Origin of the sequence: Paenibacillus sp. FSL E2-0177, from assembly GCF_037992975.1 — a bacterium.
GTDB classification, from domain to species: domain Bacteria; phylum Bacillota; class Bacilli; order Paenibacillales; family Paenibacillaceae; genus Paenibacillus_AQ; species Paenibacillus_AQ odorifer.
Map to the genome: position 1 here is coordinate 6803631 of NZ_CP150307.1, position 23684 is coordinate 6827314.

General features: G+C 42.0%; 21 protein-coding genes and 1 pseudogene. 9 read left to right on the forward strand and 13 right to left on the reverse strand.

Translation table 11 applies throughout. From position 1 onward, the window contains the following. Positions 1-27: 27 nt before the first annotated feature. The 3 genes and pseudogenes from MHI25_RS30285 to MHI25_RS30295 form a co-directional block, all read right to left on the reverse strand. A pseudogene (locus tag MHI25_RS30285) lies at positions 28-240 on the reverse strand (YiaA/YiaB family inner membrane protein); the annotation flags it as partial. Positions 241-469: 229 nt separating this feature from the next. Further along, on the reverse strand, positions 470-754 hold the full coding sequence (locus MHI25_RS30290) for an alpha/beta-type small acid-soluble spore protein (RefSeq protein WP_036682328.1): 285 nt from the start codon (positions 752-754) through the stop codon (positions 470-472). Positions 755-829: 75 nt separating this feature from the next. Then, positions 830-2017 (reverse strand): MFS transporter, encoded by a 1188-nt coding sequence (locus tag MHI25_RS30295; RefSeq protein ID WP_076124378.1) that lies wholly within the window; start codon positions 2015-2017, stop codon positions 830-832. Positions 2018-2311: 294 nt separating this feature from the next. On the opposite strand from MHI25_RS30295, the gene MHI25_RS30300 reads away from it, so the two are divergent. Both MHI25_RS30300 and MHI25_RS30305 read left to right on the forward strand, forming a co-directional pair. Further along, positions 2312-2893, forward strand: coding sequence for a TetR/AcrR family transcriptional regulator (locus MHI25_RS30300; protein ID WP_312147404.1), 582 nt, complete (start codon positions 2312-2314; stop codon positions 2891-2893). Positions 2894-2973: 80 nt separating this feature from the next. Then, complete coding sequence (locus tag MHI25_RS30305; RefSeq protein ID WP_076179253.1) at positions 2974-3693, forward strand: DUF4386 domain-containing protein; 720 nt, start codon at positions 2974-2976, stop codon at positions 3691-3693. An 8-nt stretch (positions 3694-3701) separates the two neighbouring features. Here the strand turns inward: MHI25_RS30305 and MHI25_RS30310 are convergent, their stop codons facing one another. The 8 genes from MHI25_RS30310 to MHI25_RS30345 all read right to left on the reverse strand — a co-directional run bounded on the left by MHI25_RS30310 (position 3702) and on the right by MHI25_RS30345 (position 14836). Next, positions 3702-4286 (reverse strand): Crp/Fnr family transcriptional regulator, encoded by a 585-nt coding sequence (locus MHI25_RS30310; RefSeq protein ID WP_076179254.1) that lies wholly within the window; start codon positions 4284-4286, stop codon positions 3702-3704. 14 nt (positions 4287-4300) lie between these two features. Further along, positions 4301-6727, reverse strand: a complete 2427-nt coding sequence (gene helD, locus MHI25_RS30315; RefSeq protein ID WP_340394750.1) for an RNA polymerase recycling motor HelD — start codon at positions 6725-6727, stop codon at positions 4301-4303. Between the two features lie 571 nt (positions 6728-7298). Then, positions 7299-8885: an ABC transporter substrate-binding protein gene (locus MHI25_RS30320; RefSeq protein ID WP_076124223.1), complete on the reverse strand. Its 1587-nt coding sequence runs from the start codon at positions 8883-8885 to the stop codon at positions 7299-7301. Positions 8886-8939: 54 nt separating this feature from the next. Further along, a complete protein-coding gene (locus tag MHI25_RS30325) occupies positions 8940-9821 on the reverse strand; it encodes a carbohydrate ABC transporter permease (protein WP_076124225.1) in 882 nt (293 codons plus the stop codon). Between the two features lie 40 nt (positions 9822-9861). Beyond that, entirely contained in the window at positions 9862-10782 is a 921-nt protein-coding gene (locus MHI25_RS30330) for an ABC transporter permease subunit (protein ID WP_036682339.1), read from the reverse strand. A 196-nt stretch (positions 10783-10978) separates the two neighbouring features. Further along, complete coding sequence (locus MHI25_RS30335) at positions 10979-12559, reverse strand: response regulator (protein WP_339245499.1); 1581 nt, start codon at positions 12557-12559, stop codon at positions 10979-10981. Positions 12560-12564: 5 nt separating this feature from the next. Then, entirely contained in the window at positions 12565-14346 is a 1782-nt protein-coding gene (locus MHI25_RS30340) for a histidine kinase (RefSeq protein ID WP_340394751.1), read from the reverse strand. Between the two features lie 55 nt (positions 14347-14401). Beyond that, a complete protein-coding gene (locus MHI25_RS30345; protein WP_340394752.1) occupies positions 14402-14836 on the reverse strand; it encodes an Lrp/AsnC family transcriptional regulator in 435 nt (144 codons plus the stop codon). A gap of 158 nt (positions 14837-14994) precedes the next feature. Here MHI25_RS30345 and MHI25_RS30350 point away from each other — a divergent pair, with 158 nt between their 5' ends. The 6 genes from MHI25_RS30350 to MHI25_RS30375 all read left to right on the forward strand — a co-directional run bounded on the left by MHI25_RS30350 (position 14995) and on the right by MHI25_RS30375 (position 19305). Further along, positions 14995-15459 carry a VOC family protein gene (locus tag MHI25_RS30350; RefSeq protein ID WP_036682343.1) on the forward strand — a complete coding sequence of 155 codons (465 nt, stop codon included), beginning with the start codon at positions 14995-14997 and terminating at the stop codon, positions 15457-15459. Between the two features lie 70 nt (positions 15460-15529). Then, positions 15530-15808: a hypothetical protein gene (locus MHI25_RS30355; RefSeq protein WP_340394753.1), complete on the forward strand. Its 279-nt coding sequence runs from the start codon at positions 15530-15532 to the stop codon at positions 15806-15808. 36 nt (positions 15809-15844) lie between these two features. Next, positions 15845-16432, forward strand: coding sequence for a class I SAM-dependent methyltransferase (locus MHI25_RS30360; RefSeq protein WP_340394754.1), 588 nt, complete (start codon positions 15845-15847; stop codon positions 16430-16432). 248 nt (positions 16433-16680) lie between these two features. Then, positions 16681-17223 carry a sigma-70 family RNA polymerase sigma factor gene (locus MHI25_RS30365; RefSeq protein WP_232061486.1) on the forward strand — a complete coding sequence of 181 codons (543 nt, stop codon included), beginning with the start codon at positions 16681-16683 and terminating at the stop codon, positions 17221-17223. Beyond that, positions 17216-18376 carry a DUF4179 domain-containing protein gene (locus MHI25_RS30370; protein WP_340394755.1) on the forward strand — a complete coding sequence of 387 codons (1161 nt, stop codon included), beginning with the start codon at positions 17216-17218 and terminating at the stop codon, positions 18374-18376. The genes MHI25_RS30365 and MHI25_RS30370 overlap by 8 nt, the downstream gene beginning before the upstream one ends. A 23-nt stretch (positions 18377-18399) precedes the next feature. Beyond that, positions 18400-19305, forward strand: a complete 906-nt coding sequence (locus MHI25_RS30375) for a DUF5643 domain-containing protein (protein ID WP_340394756.1) — start codon at positions 18400-18402, stop codon at positions 19303-19305. Between the two features lie 106 nt (positions 19306-19411). On the opposite strand, the gene MHI25_RS30380 is transcribed toward MHI25_RS30375, so the two are convergent. After that, positions 19412-20575, reverse strand: a complete 1164-nt coding sequence (locus MHI25_RS30380; RefSeq protein WP_340394757.1) for a HAMP domain-containing sensor histidine kinase — start codon at positions 20573-20575, stop codon at positions 19412-19414. A gap of 236 nt (positions 20576-20811) precedes the next feature. Between MHI25_RS30380 and MHI25_RS30385 the strand changes: the two genes are divergently transcribed. After that, positions 20812-21963, forward strand: coding sequence for a metallophosphoesterase (locus tag MHI25_RS30385; RefSeq protein WP_076181791.1), 1152 nt, complete (start codon positions 20812-20814; stop codon positions 21961-21963). A gap of 165 nt (positions 21964-22128) precedes the next feature. Here the strand turns inward: MHI25_RS30385 and MHI25_RS30390 are convergent, their stop codons facing one another. Beyond that, positions 22129-23541, reverse strand: coding sequence for an amino acid permease (locus MHI25_RS30390; protein ID WP_076303520.1), 1413 nt, complete (start codon positions 23539-23541; stop codon positions 22129-22131). Between the last annotated feature and the right edge of the window lie 143 nt (positions 23542-23684).

Here is a 23684-nt window from a genome sequence, read left to right on the forward strand (position 1 = left end):
CCTGTGTTTAGGGTTATCCAAACGAAATTCTTTATCCTCTGTATTGTCCCTAACCACCTTTTGCACAACGATACAGGAAATCGTAATTAACACCATACAAAGCAAATAATACCCTTTTACGTTTAGCTCCCAAGTGTCGTTGTACACTCCCAAACAGAATAGAAAAAGTCCTGCCCCCAATGCAAAATACGATGCCCCCGTAAAAGCAGCCGTGTTGCGTTTGCGATATCTCTGATTCATCTGATAATTCCTCTCCCACTACAGACTTGAATGATGATATATCCTTCTCCACTATACCGTGGAACATCGGTAAAATTCTACCATGAATCAGGTTGTTTTAGGGAATTCCAGGAATTTTTTTACTATACAAATATAAAATAACGCAAACACCGAAAGGACGGTCTCAGTCCCATACAATATAGGACGAAAACCGCCTCCCGCGATCTCTGCAACATAAATTAGAAAAATGCTACTGCCTTTCCTGATCCACCAATTGCTGCTGTGCGAGACGAATCATTTCGCGGACCATCGATCCACCAATTTTACCGCCGATCTGGCCCACCGATTCTGTGCTCAAATGACCATTTTGACCGTGCTCCAAAGGGACACCCAGTTCTTTTGCAACTTCGTATTTCACATCATCAGGCCGCTCCGGATCTACATCATACCCCTCGCGCCGCATCACTTCCGCTTTAAAAATTTGCATTCCGCGGCTGGCTCCCGGCACTGCATATTTCCTGTTCCTTCTAGACATCCTTATCCCCTCCCAAACCTGTTTTAAATAACATGCCCGGAAAGCGGAACCTCCACCCTTATTGACTTGCCCCGATTATTTCCAAGCAGGGCGCCGTTGCAACGCGGCATTCGTAGCACGCAAGGTTAAAGCCCAAAATAAAAAAGCCACAGCACTAACAGAAGCCCCAAGCCAACATACCCCGTTCCAGCCATAGTGAGAATATATTTGAGTGGAAGCAATCGATCCGGTAGCACTTCCAATGGAGTAAAAAACCATATACCCTGCGGTGAGCCGACTACGTGCCTCCATGCGCAAGGTAAGTATTATACTTTGATTGGTGACATGCACCGCCTGCACAGCCAAATCAAGCAGAACAATACCAATGACCAATGCCAACAGCGACTGCTCGGTAAAACTGATAAACCACCATGAAATCAACAATAGAAGTAAAGCTATGCCTGTCGTTCTCTGTCCATGACCCTGATCAGCTAGCTTTCCCGCCCGCGCAGCAGCTAATGCTCCCACAATTCCCGCCAGACCAAATGCCCCAATTGCAGTATGTGAAAGTGATAACGGCGGAGCACTAAGAGGCAAGACCACAGAAGTCCACAGAATACTGAAAGCAGTAAAAATCAGCAAAGCCAGAATAGCGCGGATACGCAATACTCTCTCTTGTACAAACAACATAAACACTGAGCTAAGCAGCTGAGCGTATGACAGTGTTTTTACCTCACGTTTCACATTTGGCAACACCCTAAATAATGTACACACCATACAAAGCATTAAAGCAGCAGAAAAAAGGTATACGGAACGCCAACCTGCAAGATCTGTAAGTATTCCTGAAATGGATCGCGCAAGAAGTATTCCAATCACAATTCCACTTGTGACCATGCCTACGACTCGCCCGCGTTCGGCAGGGGCAGCCATTGTCGCCGCGAACGCAACAAGCGTCTGCGTTACAACAGCGAGTAGTCCCACTGAAGCCATACCTACGAATAGTACCGTGCTGGAAGAGGCAGTACCCACGATAATCAAAGCCACCACAGATAATAACATCTGGCCGATAATCAGGCGGCGCTGATTCAGTAAATCTCCTAGTGGCACGAGCAGTAACAGCCCCACTGCATAAAAAATCTGCGTGATAGTAATAAGAATACCAATGGTTGAATAATCAATACCAAATTCTTTCGACAAATGATCAAGCAACGGTTGAGCAAAGTAGATGTTTGCAACCGACATCCCGCAGACAACGGCAAACAAAAGTGTCATATACCGAGGCATCGAGGAAGCATGAATAGAATCAGATGGCGTATGCGTCTCTTGTGACGAAAGCTTCTCTTTAGTCCCCTGCATTTTGGACACACCCTTTCTCTGATAAATTTAAATCGCAAATACATTTCATACTGATCAGTATGTTATTATGCTCAGTAAATTTATCTTACAAAATGGTGTGTGTCAACATAAATATTTGATGCTACCGACTTTGATTTGACAATATAGACGACTAGTTCTAGTATTATAAAATACTGATCGGTAATAAATTATTGAAATCAAATATAACGAGGGGTGTTAAAAATGGCTCGAACCCGCGAATTTGACGAGGAAAAAGCATTAGAATCAGCTATGGAGCTATTTTGGGAGAAGGGATATGAGGCTACTTCATTAAGCGATTTAACTTCCAGAATGGGCATTCAACGCCCCAGTATATACTCAGCTTTTGGAGACAAAAAAGAATTATTCGAAGCTGCGCTACGTAAATACACGATGTCCCATGCTTCCCGTGTCCGAGCCCAACTTCAAAGCAATCCATCCGCGAAAAAAGCCTTTCGTAGTTTTTTTGAAGATGTGGTGGCGGAGGAGTATGCAGGCAGTGTGAACCGAGGATGTTTTTGCATCAATACAATGGTCGAGCTGGCACCTCATGATGAGAAGTTCGAGATTCTTACAAGAGAACACCAAATGTATCTATCGGTCATATTTCAAGAAACTATTGAACGTGGTATACAATCAGGTGAGCTTAAGGGTGGTGTAAATGCGAAGGCCTTGGCACAGGCACTAATCGTATCGCTAATTGGGCTTACTGTACTCTTGAAATCCCGCCCGGAGCGATCCTTTGTTGATAACGCGATAACAATGATACTTACTTCGCTTGATTGATTCAGAGTCTTGATTTAAGTCAATGCCCGCCATAGTACTCCTAATTACAATGAAATAAAAGTCCTTTAGGAGGCTATCTTATGGCTATCTCAGAAAAAGACCTATCGAACCAGCGTAAGTCCGCTTTAACAGCTGGAATATCACTGATCATCATGACCCTCGCTTCATTTTTTTCATATGGCTTTGTCCATGGGACTCTTGTTGTGCAAGGCGATGCCCGTGCCACATTTATTAACATTGTATCTTCCAACAATCTTTTCAAAGGGGAAATCTTGGGCTGGATCATCATTATGATTACTGACATTCTGGTCGCCTGGGCGTTTTATGTGTTTCTAGAACCCATCAACCAAAATCTTTCATTACTTGGCGCATGGCTCCGTCTAACCTATTCCGCTATATTGGCAATCTCTATATTAACTTTGATATTTGTGCTGCTGCTCACGGGAAACACAAATGGCTTTTCCTCATTAACAATCGAACAAACTCAAGCATTTATGATGTTATTTCTGGATGCATTTCAATTCATTTGGTCTATGGGGCTGGTCGTTTTTGGCGGGCATTTGTTAATAGTGGGCTATGTGGCTTTAAAATCCGATGTCATTCCTAAAGTAATCAGCATCTTGCTGCTGCTTGCTTCAATAGGCTATATTATCATTCATCTAAGCAAAATGTTTCTCCCACAATATGAGGCAGTCATTACAACACTTAATTTTATTTTTACTATTCCTATGATTGTAGGAGAACTAGGCTTTGGGATATGGCTACTGCTTAGAGGTGGAAAAATCCCCAAAAGTGTATAACGATTTTGCTATTCATCACCGGAATGAACCCGCTTCTTAATTCTACTTAATGACTCTGGCGTAATCCCCAAATAACTGGCTAATTGATGTTGGGGGACACGGGTAAGTAAATGAGGTCTTTTTTGTAACAAGGCTTTGTAACGTTCTTCAGGATTGGAAGCAATAAAGGAAGTCAACTCATCCTGAACCTCACCCAAGTTTTCCTCTACCATTTTGCGTATCATGGTTTCCAGCTGAGCGTGTTTATGGAGCATATCCTGTTCCGCAATAAGATCACCAACCACCAATATGCTGTCTTCTAGGCAGGTTAAGGTGTACGCTGAGGGTCTACTCTCCTGATGCCGATTAAAAATCGAAACCGCTTGCTCTTCCGTATAAAAATTAGATGTGACTTCTTTGCCCGATTCATCTATCGAGGACTGCCTCACACATCCCTTTAACACAAAAAAACATTTTGAGGGAACGTCTCCTTGTCTAAGGAGTACCGTTCCCTTCTTGTATTCCTCAATAGGAATACCTTCAACAATATCCTGCTGTTCCACTTCGTTAAGAGATGTAAATTTACTCATAAACTTATACAATATGCTTTTCATTTATCTCTCCAATCTCATTGCACAACCTCATATAAAGATACCTCTAACGGCTGAATAAAGTGTGACCACTCACCTGTTGTGTACAGCAGAAGCCGATGCATCGCACGCGTACAGGCTGTATAAAAAAGCTTGCGTTCGCTTTCCCGATCATACGTCTGTGTGGAAGCATCATAAATCAGTACGGCGTCGAATTCAACCCCTTTTGCGAGATAAGCGGGAATTACTAAAATGCCCTTCTCAAAAGTGAGCGTCTCCTTCGTAATAAGCCGCAGAGCTTCGCATCCTTGTGACTTTAATTCTTCATAGGCCGCACGGCTTTCAGCTGCAGTCTTGGTAATCACGGCAATAGAGTCAAGCCCTTCAGCCATCAACGCCGCGAGATCTTCTTTAATTCTTATTGCCCGCTCTACGTCGCTACTTGCCTTCACTAGGAACGGCTTCTTACACTCTCTTTCAAAAGGTACGATCTCCTCATTAGGCAGCAACGCCTTCGTAAACTCCACAATCTGACGAGTTGAACGATAACTTCGAATTAGACGGATCAGGCTCGTTTCATCTTCACCATAAAGCCGGATCAAAGGTGAATCCACCTCGTGCAAATTCGTTGCTTGAGGGAAAATTGCTTGGCCGAAATCGCCGAGCACAGTCATGCGCGCGCGGGGAAACAGCTGTTTGAGAAACGCGTATTGGAACGGCGAATAATCCTGGCCTTCATCGATAAACAGATGCCGAACTTCTGTGTTCATACGAGTACCCTCGACAAGTTCTTTTAAATACAGGAATGGAGTGGCATCCTCGCAAAAGAGTTCATCGCGGCTCAGTTTTTCCTTTGTTTGCTTACAAATTTCCTGCCACTGAGCAGGTACCTCAGTCTCGTTCGTCATATGCCGATAACTGGCGTCGGCACTAAACAACTGATCGTATAACCCAATCGTATCTATGAACTTAAACCGTTTGACATCGCGTCTCAGCGGTGTAAAGTGCTCCTTCACAATCATGCGGCGCAGCAGTTCTTCTTCCTGCAGACCAAAGTCAAAAACATTCTCTTCCCCTTGATCCTGATTAGGAAAATCCCCATAGTTCTCAAGATACTGAGTCGTAAAATCAAAGACGGCTTCCTCCCGCCGATACTTCTTAAGTATCTCACTGTAGGCTTCGGCATACTGATCGGTATCGAGGTAATCGAGTTCATCTTGAACCCAGAATGCCTCCTGTTCCTGACGCTCCAGCGAAGCCAACTGACGCAGTAGCCATTCACGCAATAAAACGATGCGATTAGCCAAGCGAATGGAGCTATCATAGCTGTAAAATTGCGATTTCATCTGCTCCGCAGTAATCAACTCGCGATCCCGAAAACGGATACTATGAAACAACATCCCTTCCTTCCCTAACCACAACGCATAGTTTTGCAAAGCATGCAGAAAAGCTTCTGAAGCTTTATACTGCATTCCAGTTAGCCGTGCTTCATACTCTGGAGAAGCTTTGGACGTCAGTACATATTCAATCTGCTCGAACGGGTCCTCTAGACGAAGCGTAGATCCAAGCCAATAATCAATATACTCCTGAAAGGTTGTTTGCTGCATATTCTCCTCGCCAAGCTCGGGAAGCACCGTAGATACATAACTGTTAAACATCGGATTAGGCGAAAAAAGAACAATCTGATCCGCTTTGAGCCTATCGCGGTGTTTATATAGCAAATAGGCTACCCGTTGCAGCGCTGCGGATGTTTTTCCGCTGCCCGCCGCCCCCTGCACAATGAGCATACGGCTACTATCGTTGCGGATAATAGCGTTCTGTTCCTTCTGAATAGTCGCCACGATGCTCTTCATTTGTGAATCCGCACCCTTACCAAGCACCTGCTGAAGTAATTCATCACCGATCGTTAAGCTCGTATCGAACACGTTCTGAAGCTGACCCTGACGGATCTGGTATTGCCGCTTCAGCATCATCGTTCCTGAGATTTGTCCTCCCGGTGTATCGTAAGTGGCGGGGCCTGGCGAATGGTCATAATACATACTTGCAATAGGTGTCCGCCAGTCATATACCAGAAAGTTTACACCTTCTGCATCGATGAAAGACGCCACCCCGATATAGATTTGCTCACTGGAGTTCAACCCATCTTCTTGAAAGTCCATTCGTCCAAAATAGGGTGACGGCAGCAGCCGTTTCATGTTTTTATAACGCAGCAGCCGTTGGCGGTGGCTACGTTCCCGTTCAGACAACAACGCTTCTTGCTGTTTTATACTGTAAAAGGTCTCCTCGAAATCCTCATGTGTGCTCGTATTGACCGTAACTTCCTCCCAAAACTGCTTGCGGATGTCCGTCACCTGTTCACGTAATCCTGTCACTTCCGGTTCCAGCTCGCCAATCTTTGATTGCAATTCTTCCGTGACCGAATCTAGCCGTTTCTGTTCTCCCTGCCAATCTTTTTCGTTTAACATTTTTACTAACACGCTCCTTTTCAAGGTTGTTATCAAGAAGCAAAAATACAAATTTGACAAACTGCCAATCCGCGTGGTATTATTAATGTATAAATAAGATGTAATAAATCTATCTAAAATACGCAGATTAACAGTGGTCTTCTCATAATATCACGTTATTTCATTGCGCGCAAATTATATATTAAGAAGAACCGGCAGCTCATGCCGGTTCTTCTTTTTTATTCCTTTTCACAAAGAGTAGCCGTTCTCCCTAAGTATCCATTTCCCTAGCAAAAGGGTTGCTGCCTTTTGTTTCTGGTCTGCCTAACGGACCGAGGTGACTTTATTTACTGATTTTCAGCCTTTAAAGCAGACTTTCGGACTCCAGTGCAGCTATTCTTTATCTTGAGCTTCATTCTAGGCATGTTTTAGGCTAATAGCGACTGTGAGGTCCGTTAGTATTCCAAAAGTGCGATAATGCTGCTATTAGGGTCAACTGTGTCCGATAGCGGCTTCACCCGCGGATGAGCCCAATTAAACAGGGAGACCTAACAGCCATTTGATGACTGTTAGGTCTCCCTTATTCTGTAGCTTATTTGTTTGCCAAGAAAGCATCGATTTGAGTTTGTAGTTCGGTTTGGATTTTATCAATGCCCGCGGATTTCAGTTGCTTGTTCAGATCTTCAAGACCTTTGTCGATATCTTTGATTACGCCGTATTCGAGCGGAATCGCATAACGGAGCATTACGTTACCAACGTTGGCAATTTCCGTTTTCACTTTGCTGTTATCGAATACGAAGGTTTCAAGCGCGTAGTGATAGACATTTGCTTCCCAGCCTTTAGCCAGATCGTTTGCTTCTTGCGGGAATGCTTCATTGTCACGGTTAAGTGGCGAGTTGAAGTTCCAGTTAGAGAAGCCAGTATAGTTCGGATTCTTTTCAAGGGCTTTATATTTGTCATCACCAACCGCTTCGTAATGTACACCGCTAAGGCCGTACATCATCAGGTCGTGCAGTTCTTTATCATTTTGCATCAGATCGAGGAACATCAAGGAACGTTCCACATTTCTGGAAGTAGCGTGGATCGAAGTACCGTTTTGGGTGGAAATCGCCACTGATTTCTTCTTGCCTTGGTTGATGTCAGCCAATGCTACTTCATAAGGAGAATTCTCTTGGCGCATCAAAGCCATAAGTGCTCCAAGTGTTCCGTTGTTGTGCGTAATCGATGCTGTTTTGCCTGCTTTAAAATCGGCCTGATGATCATTTTTACTGTTTAGAACGTTTTTCGACCATGCATTGTTATCAGCGAGATCTTTGTAATATACGAGTAGATCTTTAAACTCTTGCGTTTCATATACGTTAAATACTTGCCCTTTTTCATCCGTCAATTTGAAAGCAAACGGAAGGTCGAGATCAAACATATTCCATTCGTTTTGTTGCTTCAGCAATACACGGTCCAAATTATGATATTTCCAGTCTCCTGTTTCCGGGGTGAACGGTGTAATTCCTTTTTCGTTTTGTGCTATGGTTTTCAAGTAAGTGGCATACGCTTCTGGGCTGTTGATCTCCGGAAGATTGTATTTCTTACGCAAATCCTCGCGGTACAAAATCAGTTTTTCAACGGATTCCCCTCTGTTTTGCGGAACCATATACAGTTTGCCGTTTACCTTAGCTTGATCCCAGCTCACATCAGACATAGCTGCTAAAGTCTGCGGCATATATTTGGTAAGCAGCTCATCGGTCAATTCCAGGAATCCGCCTTTCAGCGCCTGGTCATTGTAACCAGCCCAGTTTGCCGAATAGATGAGGTCAAAATCCTCATTAGCTGCCAGCTTCAGCGGATATTTTTGTGCCCAGTCCGACCAATCCAGAAACTCGCCCTCTACAGTAGCATTAATTTTTTCTTTCAGCTTTTTATTAATCTCAGCAAAAACGCTATCATAGTCTATCGGTTTAGGGCCAACAAAAATCATTTTCAGCTTCACTTCTTTAGAGGTATCAAGGGTGTCTGAGGTAGTTGCAGGTTCTGAGTTGTTCGTAGTGTCGCTTCCTCCCTCTGACGCATTATTTGTAGCCTGTGCAGACGTATTAGCATTGTTATTGCCACCACCACATGCACTTAGAATCATTACGAAGGTTAAAACGAGCGCTAGCATCATCAATCTATTTCTCTTCAGCATCTCAAGCCTTCCCCCTTGTGTTTAATTATATTGATAAACCGAGTTTCCCCGGGTTCATCCTTTCACAGCACCAATCGTCAAACCTTGGACAAAATACCTCTGCACGAATGGATAAGCCAGCAAAATCGGGCCAGTGGCCACAACTGTCATCGCCATTTTCAAGCTCTCGGTTGGGATCGATGTCGTTACGACTGCCCCTGCACCCATCATCGCTTTGCGCATGCCATCCATATTGCCTAGCATTTTATACAAATAATATTGGAGCGGCATCAAGTTTTCATTCGATACAAACAGCAATGCATTGTACCAGTCATTCCAGTAGGCCAGCGCTAGAAACAATCCAATGGTAGCTAACGCCGGCTTGGACAGCGGCAGGATTAGACGAGCATAGATCTTAAAGTCGCCTGCGCCGTCAATTTTTGCTGATTCTACAATAGCTTCCGGAATGCTGCCCATAAAAGACTTCATAACAATGATATAAAAGACATTGAGCATCATCGGAACCACTAAGGCCATCAGCGTATCCTTCATATGAAGGTAGTTGACCATAAGCAGATACCACGGAACCAAACCGCCGCTGAACAAAGTCGTAAAGAAAAAGAAGAACGAAAATTTATTGCGCCACTTAAAATCTTTTCGGGATAGCGCATAAGCAGTCATCGAAGTCAGAAACAAGCCAAGCACCGTGCCGAGTATAGTAACTCCTATTGTCACTATATAGGCTTGAATCATCTGTTCGGGATACTTAAACAAAATGCTGTAGGCCTCAGTTGAGAAGGCAGTCGGTATAAATTGATAACCATCCGTTAGGATTTTGGATTCTTCCGTAAAGGATGAAGATACGACAAGTATAAAAGGAAAAATACATAAAACTGAGAGAAAAATCAGGGATACATAACCAATACCTGAAAATATTTTACGATCAAGCTGCTTCATATCGTTACCTCCATTATGAAAGACTTAACTCCTGATACGATTAGAACAGAGCGCGGTCTTTGTCGTATTTACGGACAGCATAGTTCACTGACATGATCGTCGCGAAGCCAAGAACGGACTGGAAAACACCAGCTGCAGCTGACATGCCGATATCATTCGAAGTAATCAGTGACCTAAATACGAAAGTGTCGATAACGTCTGTCGAGGAGAACAACAAGCCGTTGTTGCCGATCATGTTATAGAACATCCCGAAATCACCACGGAAAATGTTCCCGACTGCCAGCAGCACCAGAATAATAATCGTTGGATACAAATTCGGAATGGTTACTTTCATAATTCGCTGAAAAATATTAGCCCCATCGATTTCGGCTGCTTCATACATTTCTGTATCTATCCCCGTAATCGCGGCCAAGTACATCACCGTTCCGTATCCGAGACTTTTCCATGCAGAAACTATAACCAGAATATACGGCCAATAGGAAGGTGTATTATAAATATCGACAGGCTGGAGTCCGATACCTCTGAGCAAAGCATTCACGGTGCCAATATCATAATTGAGCAGGTTATAAGCAATCGCTCCGACAACGACCCATGAGATAAAGTAAGGCAGGAACAACGCCGATTGTGTGATTTTGCGGAACCATTTACCACCGACCTCAAACAACATAATCGCTGCAAAAATTTGCAAACTGTTATTGACGACGATAAACGCAATGTTATATAGTGCTGTATTTCGTGTTACCCGCCAAGCATCGCCTGATTCAAAGAAAAAGCGGAAGTTGTCAAGCCCGTTCCAGGCACTTCCAAAAATACCGCCCGCATAATCATAATGCTTGAAGGCAATAATAATGCCCGCCATCGGGACATAGGCAAACAGAAGGAAAAAAGCAACCGCCGGAGCCAGCATCAGCAAGAGAACCCTATAATTCTTTAAATCGCTCCAAAATGTATGCCCTTTCATCTTTGCACCCCTCTCTTCTCTATATCTCTTATTATAAAAGGGCACAGGCGCTTAGATAATTCAGCGAAACAACTAAACATAATACTAATTCAACGATTCGACAAAAAAAGGTTAGCCGGCAGACCAAAAACACCCGGCAGCGATTCTCCAATAACCGAAAAATCATCGCCGGGTTTTCATTTTCACCGCTTTTTTGTTAGATTTTATTTTTCTTCCGGTACTCACCGGGTGACATGCCCATGTATTGCTTGAACTGTCTGTTGAAATAAATAATATTTTTATATCCGGCTTGTTCTGCAATCTCATAAACTTTCTTAGTCGGATCTTCGAGCAGCTCGCATACCCGTTTCATCCGTAATTCACTTAAAAAATCGCTGAATAAACTGTTGGTTTCAACCTTAAATAAATGACCGAGATAGTTAGGCGTAAAATCGAAATGGGCGGCCACTTCGTTCAGCGTTATTTTTTGATCTAATCTTTCTTTCACATATTCCGTGATTTCATCAATTAACTTCCGCTTTTGTCTTTGCCGTTTCAAATAAAGCAGCTCCGACAACTCAAAAAATCTTCTTCTCAGCCAAGAGAGAATATCATGCACCGTTTCAAACTGAAACAGCACAAAGGGATGATGTGAATCCCAATTCAAAATCTCGTATAGATGCTCGTTCATTTGCTGCAGATCGGCATGAAGCTTGGAGGTAATTCGAATAATGATATCGTAGATGTCGTTTTTCTGGGAGAGCGGACTGTCCCCGGCAAACAGCTGCAGCAAACAATCATCAATGGTGGTAAGGTCGTAATCGAGCATCGCTTTAAGCATCCGGTCCACAATAACCTCTAAATCTGAGGCGATTTTTTCCTTCGGGCTCCATTCCGAGGCATCTTGGATGATTCTATTTTTCCCAACAATCCATTTAATACTTAAAGCAGCCTGAGCCTGCCGATAGGAATCATGCAGCTTACCCAGTTCTGTTGTGTACATCCCTCTTCCAATCGTAATTGAACAGGAAAATTCCTGATAGAATGACCGAATGAGCTCTTCCATCAAAGCGGTAAAATACTGTTCCTGAACCGCAGCAAGGATCACAAAATGATAGTCATAGGTTGTGATGACCATGCCTAAATTTTGATCTTGCGCGAACTTCCGGATAAAATGATTGGCTGTGCTGCTCCATAAACTCCGCTCTTCTTCCGTCCAAGTTTGGATTTTCCGTGCCATATCGTCAATCTCGACGATGGCAACCGCCGACGCGCCTTGTAAGTAAGACGTAAGAACGTTGTGAATATGCGTCTCCACCTGCCCCGGGGCAGTCTCATTAAACCAGCGCAGCAGCAGCTCCTGATTCACAAGCGTCAGTGTTTCCGACAAGGAAATATGCTGCTTCCTCTCCTTCTCAATCTTGGCGCAGAGTTCAGTCAGTGTCTTATTTAACTCGTCATCATCAACGGGTTTAAGCAAATAACCGGAGGCATTTAATTGAATGGCCTCTTTGGCATAGTTGAAATCCTGATGTCCGCTAATAAAAAGCAGATGGACCTCAGGGTTAATCTCCTTCGCTTTCCGGGCAAATTCCACGCCCGACATAATCGGCATGCGGATATCGGAGAGAATGATATCAATGCGGTGCTGCTCCATCATTTTTAAAGCGGCGAAACCGCTCGTTGCCGTTCTCACGCTATGCAAAGGCAAATGATCACTGCCCGCCACCCGCCGTCTCAGCCATTCCAAATCGATCACTTCATCATCCACCAACAGAACGTTGATTTCCATCGCCATACTATTTACTCCCCCATAACTTCCCGGATTTCCGCATTATCCACCGGTAAGATAATTTGAACGGTCGTTCCTGCCCCAAAGTAACTGCCGATATGAATGCCGAAATCATGGCCGTATCTCAGCTTGATTCGTTCCTCCACGTTTCTCAGTCCATAGCTGCTCGAATGGAATGAGCTTGAACGCATATTTCGCAGTGTCTCCGCCCGCATACCAATTCCGTTATCGATGACCTTGAGCTCGATGCGTTCACCCAGCCGTTTTCCGGTAATCCGGATCGCAATCGTCTCCCCAAACCAAGCATGCTTGAATATATTTTCTACAAATGGCTGCAAAATCAGCTTAATGATGGGAACCTGTAAAATATCAGGATCAATATCATAATAAACCTCAAACGCATCGGCATACTTTACCCTCTGAATTTCAAGGTACATCCTTACCTGCTCCAGCTCTTTTTCAAGAGAGATATAGACATGTCCTTCATTCAAGGTGAGGCGATAGAATTTAGAAAGACCTTGTACCATCTGTGTAACCTTCTCAACTTCGCCCAAATTGGCTAAGCTACCAATGGTCGACAATGTATTGTATAAAAAATGCGGACTGATCTGAGCTTGAAGCACATCCAGTTCTGCTTGCTTTTTCTGAATCCCTTGCTCATAGACGTTCTGGATCAGGTCCTGGATACTAGTCGCCATCTGATTAAAACTATTAGCAATGTAGACAAATTCATCATTCCCGGCAAACCCGATTCTTTTATAAAAATTCCCTTCCTGAAAGGACCGGACCAAATATACGATCCGTTTAATTTTTTTGCCTGATATGCGGGCAACGAGGAAGCCGATCACCGCCATGACTAAAAAGCTGATCAGACAAACGGTGGTGATCACCTTCTGCATTCGGCTAGCATCTTTATTCAAGTAGGCATGCGGCACCCGTACCTCGATAGCATAGTCAGACAACGGAATATCTTCACTAATGATCAGATAAGCATCTTGCTTCGCATGTTCATCGACAATACCTTGTTCATAAAGCGTTAATCCACTAACCCGATCCACTAGACGAAGGTCTATGCCCTGTTCAATCGGAAAGGTATCGAAATTGCCAAAAAGCTCGTCAATTCTCGCCGTGACGCGAATATAACCAATAATCGATGGGCCTCCCTTAGAAGAAACCAGCTTGCGGAAATACGAAATATTGCTTAGTTCACTGTCGCTGTCCGCCTGAAGCCACAAGCTGTCTTTGTTATTGGCAACAATCGACTTGAACCATTCCTTATCTTCAATAACCTGATCAGAAAGAATATAATAATCGCTTCTACCGATAGGTACAGTCATATCATCACCGGGGATTTCAAGCATCGTCTCATTTGCGGTATAGAGCACAAGTCTCAGATTGTTCCCATACAATTGCAGAGGGGCTTTCATATAAGGAACGATATCATCCCTCATTTTGAGCATGTTTTCCAATGCATCTCCCCTAAACTGCAGAGCATTCTGAAAATTCGTATTGAGAAACAGCGAGTTAGTCATTCGTTTGATTTCATCTGTCTGATATTCGATATTGTTCCTCGTCTGCTTCAAAGCTGTCCGGACATTCGTTTCCGCCATTTCCGTTCTGGACTCTACGAGCATCGTATAAGCTATATAACCCACCAATACATCTGTCAGCAATACTAGAATGAGGTACGGTATCATCATCTTATAGGTGAACGGAATATACTTTTTACTGAATAAAAACCTCTCCATACCCATGCTCCCTTGTATCCGAGTTAATGCTAACGTTGTTTTCATCCATTCTACAATGGAATGAAAGCGGTTACTAGATATTGTGTTTGGAAAATGGGCTTTAGAGCAACACCCTATTTTCCAATATATTTTTCAGACTGATATGAGATTTTGAAGGTCCAAACTTTATAAGGTTGTCTTGGAATTCAGCTAACTCCTCAATCGACGCGGTTTGCACCTTTATGAGGTAATTATATTCTCCACTAATCCGATATAAATCGGTAACTTCCTTAGCATTTTTGCAAAAATCCGTAATCTCTTGGCAATGTTCTGTTTTTAATAGAATAAACGTAGTTGTGCCCCGATCCAGATCTCGTAAATTAAAAGCTGTATGATACCCAGAAATGATATTCCTTTCCCCCAGCTTGATCATTCGTTCTTTAACAGAGGGTTGTGACATCGAAACCTCTTTACTGATTTGTGAAATGGACATTCGGGCATTGTACTGAAGTAATTGCATAATCTTTTTATCAATGTCATCCACAAGTTGTTCCATAGCAAGCGCCTCCTAAACCCATTTTATAAAATAAACTTATTCCACTAAAATACCTTAAATTTAATAACCATATTACTACAAAACACTTATCTTATATATATATCTCATATTTTAATACAACTATAATAAGTATATATTAAAGTTGGGAGCGATTATAAATGAGTGTAAAAGGCCTTGCACATGTAGCGATTCAAGCTAAAGACTATAAAGCAACTATTTCTTTCTATATTGACGTTTTAGGATTCAAGCTAGGTCATCATTGGAGTCTGCCATCCTTTCAGATCAAAGAAGCCTCCATGCTGATTTCACCTGACCGCAGAACCTGCATTGAGATTTTTGATAATGATGCAGTCATCGCCGCTCAAGGAAAAAAAGCCTTGTCTGATGAAGATATAGCACACGGAGCGTTATTACATCTTGCCTTCTATGTAGATAATGTAGAGGAGATGTATCAAAAAGCCCTTGCACATGGGGCCAAGGCTTTTATAGCACCGGATTCTCTGTCTCTGGGCGAACCGCCTCTTCTAATTAAAAACGCGATCATTCACAGTCCCAATGGAGAAGTTATCGAATTTCTTGAAGAGGTTGATTTTGATATGTCCAGCAAAGTTCATGTAGAATAAACGCTAGGGAGGGTTATGAATTATAAAACATACCATTCTCAGTAAAAAGTCGCTTTTCCTCTTAATTTTTTTGATATTTCTTATAGGAGTCTACTTTTTATTCTTTGGACTTCCGTGGAAGTCTCTGGCTTTAAAAAAGCAATTTGAAGTCTATTTAGAAGATAAATATCAAATCGATTTCCAGCTGGGTAAGATGGACTTTGATTTTATACATCGCACTTATCTTTCTTATGCCCATCCAGCAAATGATCCCACTCTGATTTTTTATGTAGGTCAAGATATTGAAAGCAAGGAAATTCAGGATCTTTATCCATATGAAGTTAATAAACGAAATGCTGGGAGAAAGTAAGAGAATTGAATCCTGCTTCTAGCAGATGAAGAAGGAATGATAGTATTGATCGTGATTCAAGTCATCGCTTGGCTCATCGCCTTCGCAGCCTTGTTATCCATGGTGTCGATTGTGCTGGTGAGCTGGAGGAACGGGATATCGCCGATGCCTACGTCAAAATCTGTACGCTCGGCTGTTGCCGTTGAGGTGAATCGGATTTCGGGATATAGCAGCATTGTGGAGGCGGGATCGGGTTGGGGAACACTTGGCATGGATGTTATTCGCCAATGTCCAGGCAAAAGGCTGACAGGCATTGAAAATTCCAGTATTCCCTTGTGGACATCCCAGCTGCTTGCTAGGTTCGGCACACGTATGCTGCGAGCAGACGAAGGCCAGAATCTGCTCCACGGAAGGCTTCGTTATGTACGTGGGGATATTTATAGCAGCTCTTACGAGCATGCGGATATTGTTCTTTGTTACTTATTTCCCGGAGCGATGAAACGGCTTGGGGACAAGTTCAAGCGTGAGCTACTGCCGGGCGCGGTGGTCATTAGCATTTGTTTTGCCCTTCCAGGCATGCAGCCTGTCCGTACCATAACATGCACGGACACACTGCGTACCAAGGTATATGTATACACTTTTTAATTCAGGATTACCCCACTACTTCTCTTCTGATAAGGTGGTAATTCCTGAATTTATTTCAGTTTATCCACTTGAAGTCCCCCCCTTTCTATTAACCTCTCCATCTTTGCCAAAAACAATGAATTGCATGGATTTTATACTACTACCGAGGTAAGTGATTTGTGTAGGAGAATGAATTTTATCCTAAATATAACTTTTTGGATGTCTTCTCCATCTAATTATACAGAGGGCCCTCAAGGAGGAAAAATCATTTGCTGGAAAACGAACTGGATATCAAAAAAGCGCAGAAAGGCGACCACGAGGCGTTTACCCGTCTTTTCAGGCAACTGGAATCCCAGTTGTACAGATTAGCCAAAACCATTCTGCTAAAAGATGAAGATTGCGCGGATGCTCTTCAGGAAACAACACTGAAGGTGTATAAAGGGTTGGCCAACCTTAAACAGCCTAAGTTTTTTAAAACCTGGGTTATACGCATCCTGATTAATGAATGCAATCAGTTACTTCGTATGCGAGAACGAACTATAGCTGTGGCGGAAATTCCCGAGGAACCGGTCGTTTCCTATGTGCATTTTGAAGATTCAGGCAACGTAGACCTGCAAAGCTTCATTAATCAGTTGGACGAATCCCTGCGGCTTGCTATCGTGCTTTTTTATTATGACGATTTATCCATTAAGCAGATTGCAGATGTGCTCGACATCTCCGAGGGAGCGGTCAGGGCACGACTTCATCGCGCACGGAGATTGTTGTCCAAACAGATACATCCTGTGCGGGAGGAGGGTCTTGCTAATGAATAATAACAATTTAGAAAAGCAGATCAGGGAGCTAGGGAAAGCTAATATACAGGAGCTTCCTCCTTTACTACGATCACGGCAGGATTCGATTTATGCATCGCTGGCCACCATTGTCCAGGATCCTGTGGAAAAGGAAAAGAAAAAGCGGATATATCCAAAAATCACAGCTGCTGTGACTGCGGCGATATTGTTAAGTGTTATGCTAACGGCTATCTATCCGCCTACGTTGGCCAATGCGCTCAAGCAGCTTCCCTTGATAGGCGGTATTTTTGAACGGGCAGATGATATAGGGTTACAAGCGGCCCAGCGTCTGGGACTGACTTCCCGTCTAAACAGTAGTGATACGCATGAAGGGATCACCTTGTCTGCCGAAGAGGCTGTATTTGATGGCAGCCGGTTGGCATTCTCGGTGAAGCGTGAGGGAGAAGAACTGGAAGGTAAGCTAGCCGGAGTAACGATTGGAGCGGATGGTAAGCCTTTTTTAGCGAAAGGTGCAATAACCTCTGCAGAAGTATTGATCGACGGCGCTTCCCTGGAGCAATTTTCAGATGGTCTCTGGAAAGCTATGCCGTTTCTAAGCTGGATAGAAGGTGCGGAAAGCAACACAGCTATTTTTAGACTAGTGGATTCCTCGAATTCCGGAATCTCCAACAAACCTTTTTCTGATCGATTTGTATTGACCGTAACTCTTGGCTTAAACGGTATGGATGAACCGTTTGTTCTCCAAATTCCTGCGCGGAAGGCTACGATTAATAAAATTTCCACACCTGATATACGCGCACAAGTTGGAGGATGGAGTTTGATCCTGAAAAAGCTGGAATATAGTCCATTAACGACACGCCTGTCGCTCATGCTGGAACAGGATACAGACGAAGATCATGCAGCATTGAGTTTAGTGGGCTTTGAAGTAAAGGATCAACAAGGACAGGTGCTGAAAGATATTTCACAGAAAGTCCTCTCGACTTCCAATAGGTCACTTAATGTCGATTTGCTTACTGAGCCATTTGAGAAACACCCTAATATGCTCACAATCCGTGGCTATCTTTATGAGTTTGAGAACCCACAAAGTAAGAATGGAGCATTTAAAACAGACAGTTCTGGAAACCCAGTGAAGCATTATATTGACGGTCTAGAGATAAACGTGCTAGTTAAATAAAAATTAAGGAGCTTGATAATATCATGAAAAAAATGACTAAGAAGATGTCTGTAATTTTAAGTGCTGCTGTATGCCTAGGAGCGCTGGGAATGCCAGCTTTAACTCAAGCATCCAGTGCCCAACCCGCTGTTGAAGCTTCCCTGAATACAACAAAAGTGGCCGATTCACACGATCAGCTTACTTTAAAGGGCAGTGCGCAGTTTGATGGTAACTATATTAAGATCGACCTGAGCCGTGAGGGATCGCTATTTTCAGGAATGCTCGCAGGAGTAACTTTAAATGATAAAGGTGAGCCCTATCTTGCAGAAGGTACTATTGTGGGAATAGACGCCAAGCTCACTCAACCAGGAGGCATTGATTTAAAAACACCACGCTGGATCAGTGACGGTGATGCCAACAAGGCGGTTGTTGTATTGCAGACCGAATGGCTAACTGAGCAACAAAAGGCAAACCTGGCTTCCTCTGAATTGAGTATCCATGTGAAGCTTAACGGAATCGATGAACCGTATGTACTTAAATTTTCTCTCAAGCAAGCAGGATTAGTGCGTAACATTCAGCTGCCTGCTATAAAGAAAGACAACCAATTTGAAATCAAAACCACCCGTGTTGCTGCAGGAGAGACTTCTGTGCGTATCGCTTTAGCGGTTAAAGGGGTTGCCACCCAAGCACAGGCTTTAGGATATGACATTTATGATAATCTGGGAAATGAATTAGAATTTATTGCAAGGGATTCTGTTGCAGCAACTCAAAATACGGTTTCTGAAGATTTATTGTTCGAAGCACCTAGCTCAGCGGCAGAATATCTGATTATCAGACCGTATCAAGCCGTATTTGAAAAAGGCAACACCGGGGCTTATAAAGTAGATGCCAAAGGCAATGTAGTTAAAAATTACAACAAGCAATTGGAGATCAAAATCCCTCTAAAATAATCGTTAGCGCAGCAAACATAAACATATTTATCTAGGAAAAGGGGATTACCTCTCCGGCCGAAGGCTTGAGGTAATCCCCTTCTTTCAATGGAAAGAATGTTCCGTTTTACTGGTCATTTATAGCTAAAAAGCGGATAGTAGCTGTTGTCCCCTTACCTTCAGAACTACTATAATAAATTTCCCCGCCGTACTTTTCTACGATATTAAAGCAAATCATTAATCCTAAACCTGTTCCATTACTTTTTAATGAATAAAAAGGAGTCCCTAGCGACTTAACCTCAGCTTCCGACATCCCGCTTCCTTCATCGATGATTGTTATCTCAATAAAATTATTGTTCCTATTCGCCATAATAGAGATTGATTTACCAACATCCGAAGCCTCTAAAGCATTTTTTATTATATTAATAAGCAGCTGCTTAAATTCAATTTTATTAATAGAGATCATGCAGTCTTCTTCTACATAGGTAACAATTTGATTATCAGATAACATTGCGTAGGAATGGAGCAATCCTGTGACACTCTCAATAACATCCTTCACATCTACTTTTTCTAGCTTTTGTTCTCCATTTGGCTTTGAAAGGGTTAGAAATTGCGAGATAATCTGTTCTACTGTGTTCAATTCATCAATCATTAATTTAAATTTTCTTTTCATAGGATCATCAAATGAAGGATCCTCATCAAAAAACTGCAAAAAACCTCTAACCACTGTCACTGGATTTCTAATTTCATGCGCAACGGCAGCAGTTAATTGTCCAACCATCTTTAAGCGCTCAGATTGCTGTAATTGTTCATAATAAAGCTGCTGTTTTTTCATCCGTTTAAATGATATTTGAAAAATGAAAAATAATAACACTTGAACCGCTATTATATTAATGAAATTCCCTAGAATATCATAATGTAAATATGTATATAGATCCCCTCTATCAATCAAGAGGATATAGCCAAATGTAATTACCATCAGTATTCCATTTATAATGAAGGAAAAATAAAACAATTTTAAATCAAAAAATAGAATAGAGAGTGCAGGAATAAGACAAATGAGGATATAGGTAGTCCAAGTTTGAGGATATAAAAAGAATAGCGTATAAAAATACGCAAATCCAAATAGAATGATAATCTTTCTAAAAGTATGTGTCTCATGCTTAGGGTAAATCCATAAACAAACCGTTAGAAACGCCACACATAAAAAATGAATGATATAACCAAAATCAATTCCATCTAACTCTAGAGTAGATAGTATTAATCCAGACATCATAAGAACGATGATCATTAACATTAATATGTAATAGGTTTTTCGATTCACCCGACTGTAGAACTCTCTCATGAATTCACCACTTTTAAATTGATTGTCGAAATAAGAATTATATCAGCTGAAATAGTAATAAACAATAACTGAAAAAAACTGTAAACTCAATACCCCATTTAATTTCTGAAACTAGTAATTATTGCTATAATCATTGTATTCACTTTAGTTCTGATATCTAAAGCATTAGGATGGTGTTCCCTATGGTATTTGCATTTTTATTTATATTCGCTATGTACGCGGCAACTAACTATTACATTGCGAGAAAGATTTTTAAATGGTTACAACATATATTTTCACATATAAACGGGATCATATATGGAGTCATCTACAGCTTATGTGCGTTATCAATCATTATTAATTTACTATTGTCTTCTTCAGCTATGACGACCGATTCAAATATTGTTAATTTTATTGGTCAATTCGGGGACTATTGGATGGGTATCTACTTCTATTTGTTCTTGCTTTTGATCCTTTCAGATGTAATCTTACTAATTAGTAAATGGATCAAGGTCCTCCCTTCTCCTATACCAGCACGTGTTATTTTTCATACAAGGTCCATAGTATTAATTCTAGTCATAGGATTGGTGTCCTATGGGATTTATAATGCAAATCATTTAAAAGAAGTCACCTATCCGCTCCAAATACATAAAAACACTTCATTAGATCAGTTAAATATCGTCCTGATCAGCGACTTACATTTAGGCTACGTAAATGATGTAAAGTTTATTGAAGACGTTGTTGATCGTATTAATGGACTACAGCCGGATATAGTGTTGATGACAGGAGATATATTTAATGGTAACTACTATGCGCTCTCTAACCCTTCCAAAGGAATAGAGTTATTAAGTACTATTCAGTCAACCTATGGAGTTTATGCTTGTTTAGGTAACCATGATGCAGGACGCTCATACGATGAGATCGTGAACTTTATAGATAAGAGTAATATCAAACTTCTAAATGATGAGCATGTCGTTATTGATAATCAATTCGTTGTTGTTGGCAGAAGGGATTCATCACCGATTGGTAATCAAGGGAACCCTCGAGCAATTACTTCAGAAGTGATGAGTGACATTGATACAAATATGCCCGTTATCGTAATGGATCATCAACCAACCAATAGGATTGAATACGCAGATGACGTTGATTTGATACTTAGCGGACATACGCATCAAGGACAAGTATTCCCTGCAAATCTGATCACCAATGCTATGTTTACAGTAGATTATGGCCACTATCAGAAGAATCCTAACAGCCCTCACGTCATCGTTACATCTGGTGCAGGGACTTGGGGACCGCCATTACGAATTGGCACGAATAGTGAGATAGCACAAATCAAAGTTGATTTTAAATAGACGATAATTTTAGACTGATTAAAAAACATGGAAGAATATCCCGATAGCATACATAAGTTCGAAAAAGAGCATCGACCACATTAATGAGAAAATCCACCACCGTATGCGGTGGTGGATTTCTATGACTGCCTATCTAACTGTAATATCAGCAAGCACCCTCATCGACTAATCATGCCGGATCTCCGTGTTATTTCGAATACCTTCGAGACGTTCTCTTGGATCAGGCGTTATTCTTTCCCTCTTTCTTCTATTTATCGAATACAAAACAAATAATAATATAAACCATAAAGGCGTCAACAATAAGGCCGGACGAGTTTCATCAGCAAATAGCATAATTATGAGTATGATTGCAAACAAAGCTAGAACAACATAATTCACAAAGGGTGTAAACGGTGCTTTGAATTTTGATTTGGCCTGCAATTCCGGCTTCGTCTTTTTATATCGCAAATGGCAAATTAGAACGACGCCCCAAACCCAGATGAAACAAATGGCACTAATTGTTGTCACGATGCCAAAAGCCGTCTCCGGAATCAGCTTACTCAACAAAGCGCCTACAGATAAGACAAGCGTGGATATGAATAAAGCATTACTTGGTACATGATTTTTATTAAGCTTTGCAAAGTTGGCTGGAGCCTGGTCATTTCTGCTTAGATTGTATAGAATCCGGCTTGTTGAGAACATCCCGCTATTACAAGCGGACGCAGCTGAAGTTAATACAACGAAGTTAATAACCCCCGCGGCAATCGGAATCCCCACTAAACTAAATGTTTTAACAAAAGGACTTTCTGCCGGGTTTAGTTCTGTCCAAGCGTTGATGCATAATAAGGCAATAATAGCACCCACGTAGAAAAATAGAATCCGTAAAGGTATTTTATTAATCGCCGATGGGATAGTTTTTTCTGGATTGGAGGTCTCTGCTGCCGATACGCCCACCAATTCCACACCCACAAAAGCAAACACAACCATTTGAAATGAAAGTAGGAACCCTGAAATGCCGTTTGGAAATACTCCCCCATGTGCCCAAATATTACTGAGCGCAACGGTTCCGGTAGTTGTTTTGAATCCAATCACCAGTAAGACTACCCCGATAGCAATCAATGCGAGAATAGTGATTACCTTAATTAAAGCAAACCAAAATTCCAATTCGCCAAAGCTTTTTACCGTTAATAAATTGAGTCCTAATAAAATAATTAAACAAATGACTGCGGGTATCCATTGCGGGATATCAAACCAATATTGTACATAGACCCCAACAGCTATAATATCGGCCATAGCCGTCATGATCCAACAAAACCAATAGGTCCATCCAGTTACAAACGCCGCCCGCGGTCCAAGATAGTCTTCGGCAATGTCTGTAAAAGATTGATAACCTGCTTTAGACAACAGAAGTTCTCCTAATGCCCTCATCACAAAAAAAATAGCGATACCCACGATTAAATAAGCAAAAATGATCGATGGTCCTGCCAGTTGTATAGCTTTGCCTGATCCTAAAAATAATCCGGTACCGATGGTTCCACCAATCGCAATGAGCTGAACATGCCGATTCTCTAAATCTCTCTTTAATTCTTGTGCTGCCATTTCGAACTCCCCCTTATGTGAAAAAAATAACAAGTAAAAATGATAACAAAAAAGAGATTGGATACGCTCCAATCTCTTAGGTCTAAGAATAATAAATAAAATACATTCCTTTATTCTGACGATGATCAGAATAACAAATGAAT

What these genes read in the sequence shown, in the direction of transcription:
- MHI25_RS30290 (WP_036682328.1), bottom strand. Translation starts at nt 754, where the DNA reads ATGTCTAGAAGGAACAGGAAATATGCAGTGCCGGGAGCCAGCCGCGGA.
- MHI25_RS30295 (WP_076124378.1), bottom strand. Translation starts at nt 2,017, where the DNA reads ATGCCTCGGTATATGACACTTTTGTTTGCCGTTGTCTGCGGGATGTCG.
- MHI25_RS30300 (WP_312147404.1), top strand. Translation starts at nt 2,312, where the DNA reads ATGGCTCGAACCCGCGAATTTGACGAGGAAAAAGCATTAGAATCAGCT.
- MHI25_RS30305 (WP_076179253.1), top strand. Translation starts at nt 2,974, where the DNA reads ATGGCTATCTCAGAAAAAGACCTATCGAACCAGCGTAAGTCCGCTTTA.
- MHI25_RS30310 (WP_076179254.1), bottom strand. Translation starts at nt 4,286, where the DNA reads ATGAAAAGCATATTGTATAAGTTTATGAGTAAATTTACATCTCTTAAC.
- helD (WP_340394750.1), bottom strand. Translation starts at nt 6,727, where the DNA reads ATGTTAAACGAAAAAGATTGGCAGGGAGAACAGAAACGGCTAGATTCG.
- MHI25_RS30320 (WP_076124223.1), bottom strand. Translation starts at nt 8,885, where the DNA reads ATGCTGAAGAGAAATAGATTGATGATGCTAGCGCTCGTTTTAACCTTC.
- MHI25_RS30325 (WP_076124225.1), bottom strand. Translation starts at nt 9,821, where the DNA reads ATGAAGCAGCTTGATCGTAAAATATTTTCAGGTATTGGTTATGTATCC.
- MHI25_RS30330 (WP_036682339.1), bottom strand. Translation starts at nt 10,782, where the DNA reads ATGAAAGGGCATACATTTTGGAGCGATTTAAAGAATTATAGGGTTCTC.
- MHI25_RS30335 (WP_339245499.1), bottom strand. Translation starts at nt 12,559, where the DNA reads ATGGCGATGGAAATCAACGTTCTGTTGGTGGATGATGAAGTGATCGAT.
- MHI25_RS30340 (WP_340394751.1), bottom strand. Translation starts at nt 14,346, where the DNA reads ATGAAAACAACGTTAGCATTAACTCGGATACAAGGGAGCATGGGTATG.
- MHI25_RS30345 (WP_340394752.1), bottom strand. Translation starts at nt 14,836, where the DNA reads ATGGAACAACTTGTGGATGACATTGATAAAAAGATTATGCAATTACTT.
- MHI25_RS30350 (WP_036682343.1), top strand. Translation starts at nt 14,995, where the DNA reads ATGAGTGTAAAAGGCCTTGCACATGTAGCGATTCAAGCTAAAGACTAT.
- MHI25_RS30360 (WP_340394754.1), top strand. Translation starts at nt 15,845, where the DNA reads ATGATAGTATTGATCGTGATTCAAGTCATCGCTTGGCTCATCGCCTTC.
- MHI25_RS30370 (WP_340394755.1), top strand. Translation starts at nt 17,216, where the DNA reads ATGAATAATAACAATTTAGAAAAGCAGATCAGGGAGCTAGGGAAAGCT.
- MHI25_RS30375 (WP_340394756.1), top strand. Translation starts at nt 18,400, where the DNA reads ATGAAAAAAATGACTAAGAAGATGTCTGTAATTTTAAGTGCTGCTGTA.
- MHI25_RS30380 (WP_340394757.1), bottom strand. Translation starts at nt 20,575, where the DNA reads ATGATCATCGTTCTTATGATGTCTGGATTAATACTATCTACTCTAGAG.
- MHI25_RS30385 (WP_076181791.1), top strand. Translation starts at nt 20,812, where the DNA reads ATGGTATTTGCATTTTTATTTATATTCGCTATGTACGCGGCAACTAAC.
- MHI25_RS30390 (WP_076303520.1), bottom strand. Translation starts at nt 23,541, where the DNA reads ATGGCAGCACAAGAATTAAAGAGAGATTTAGAGAATCGGCATGTTCAG.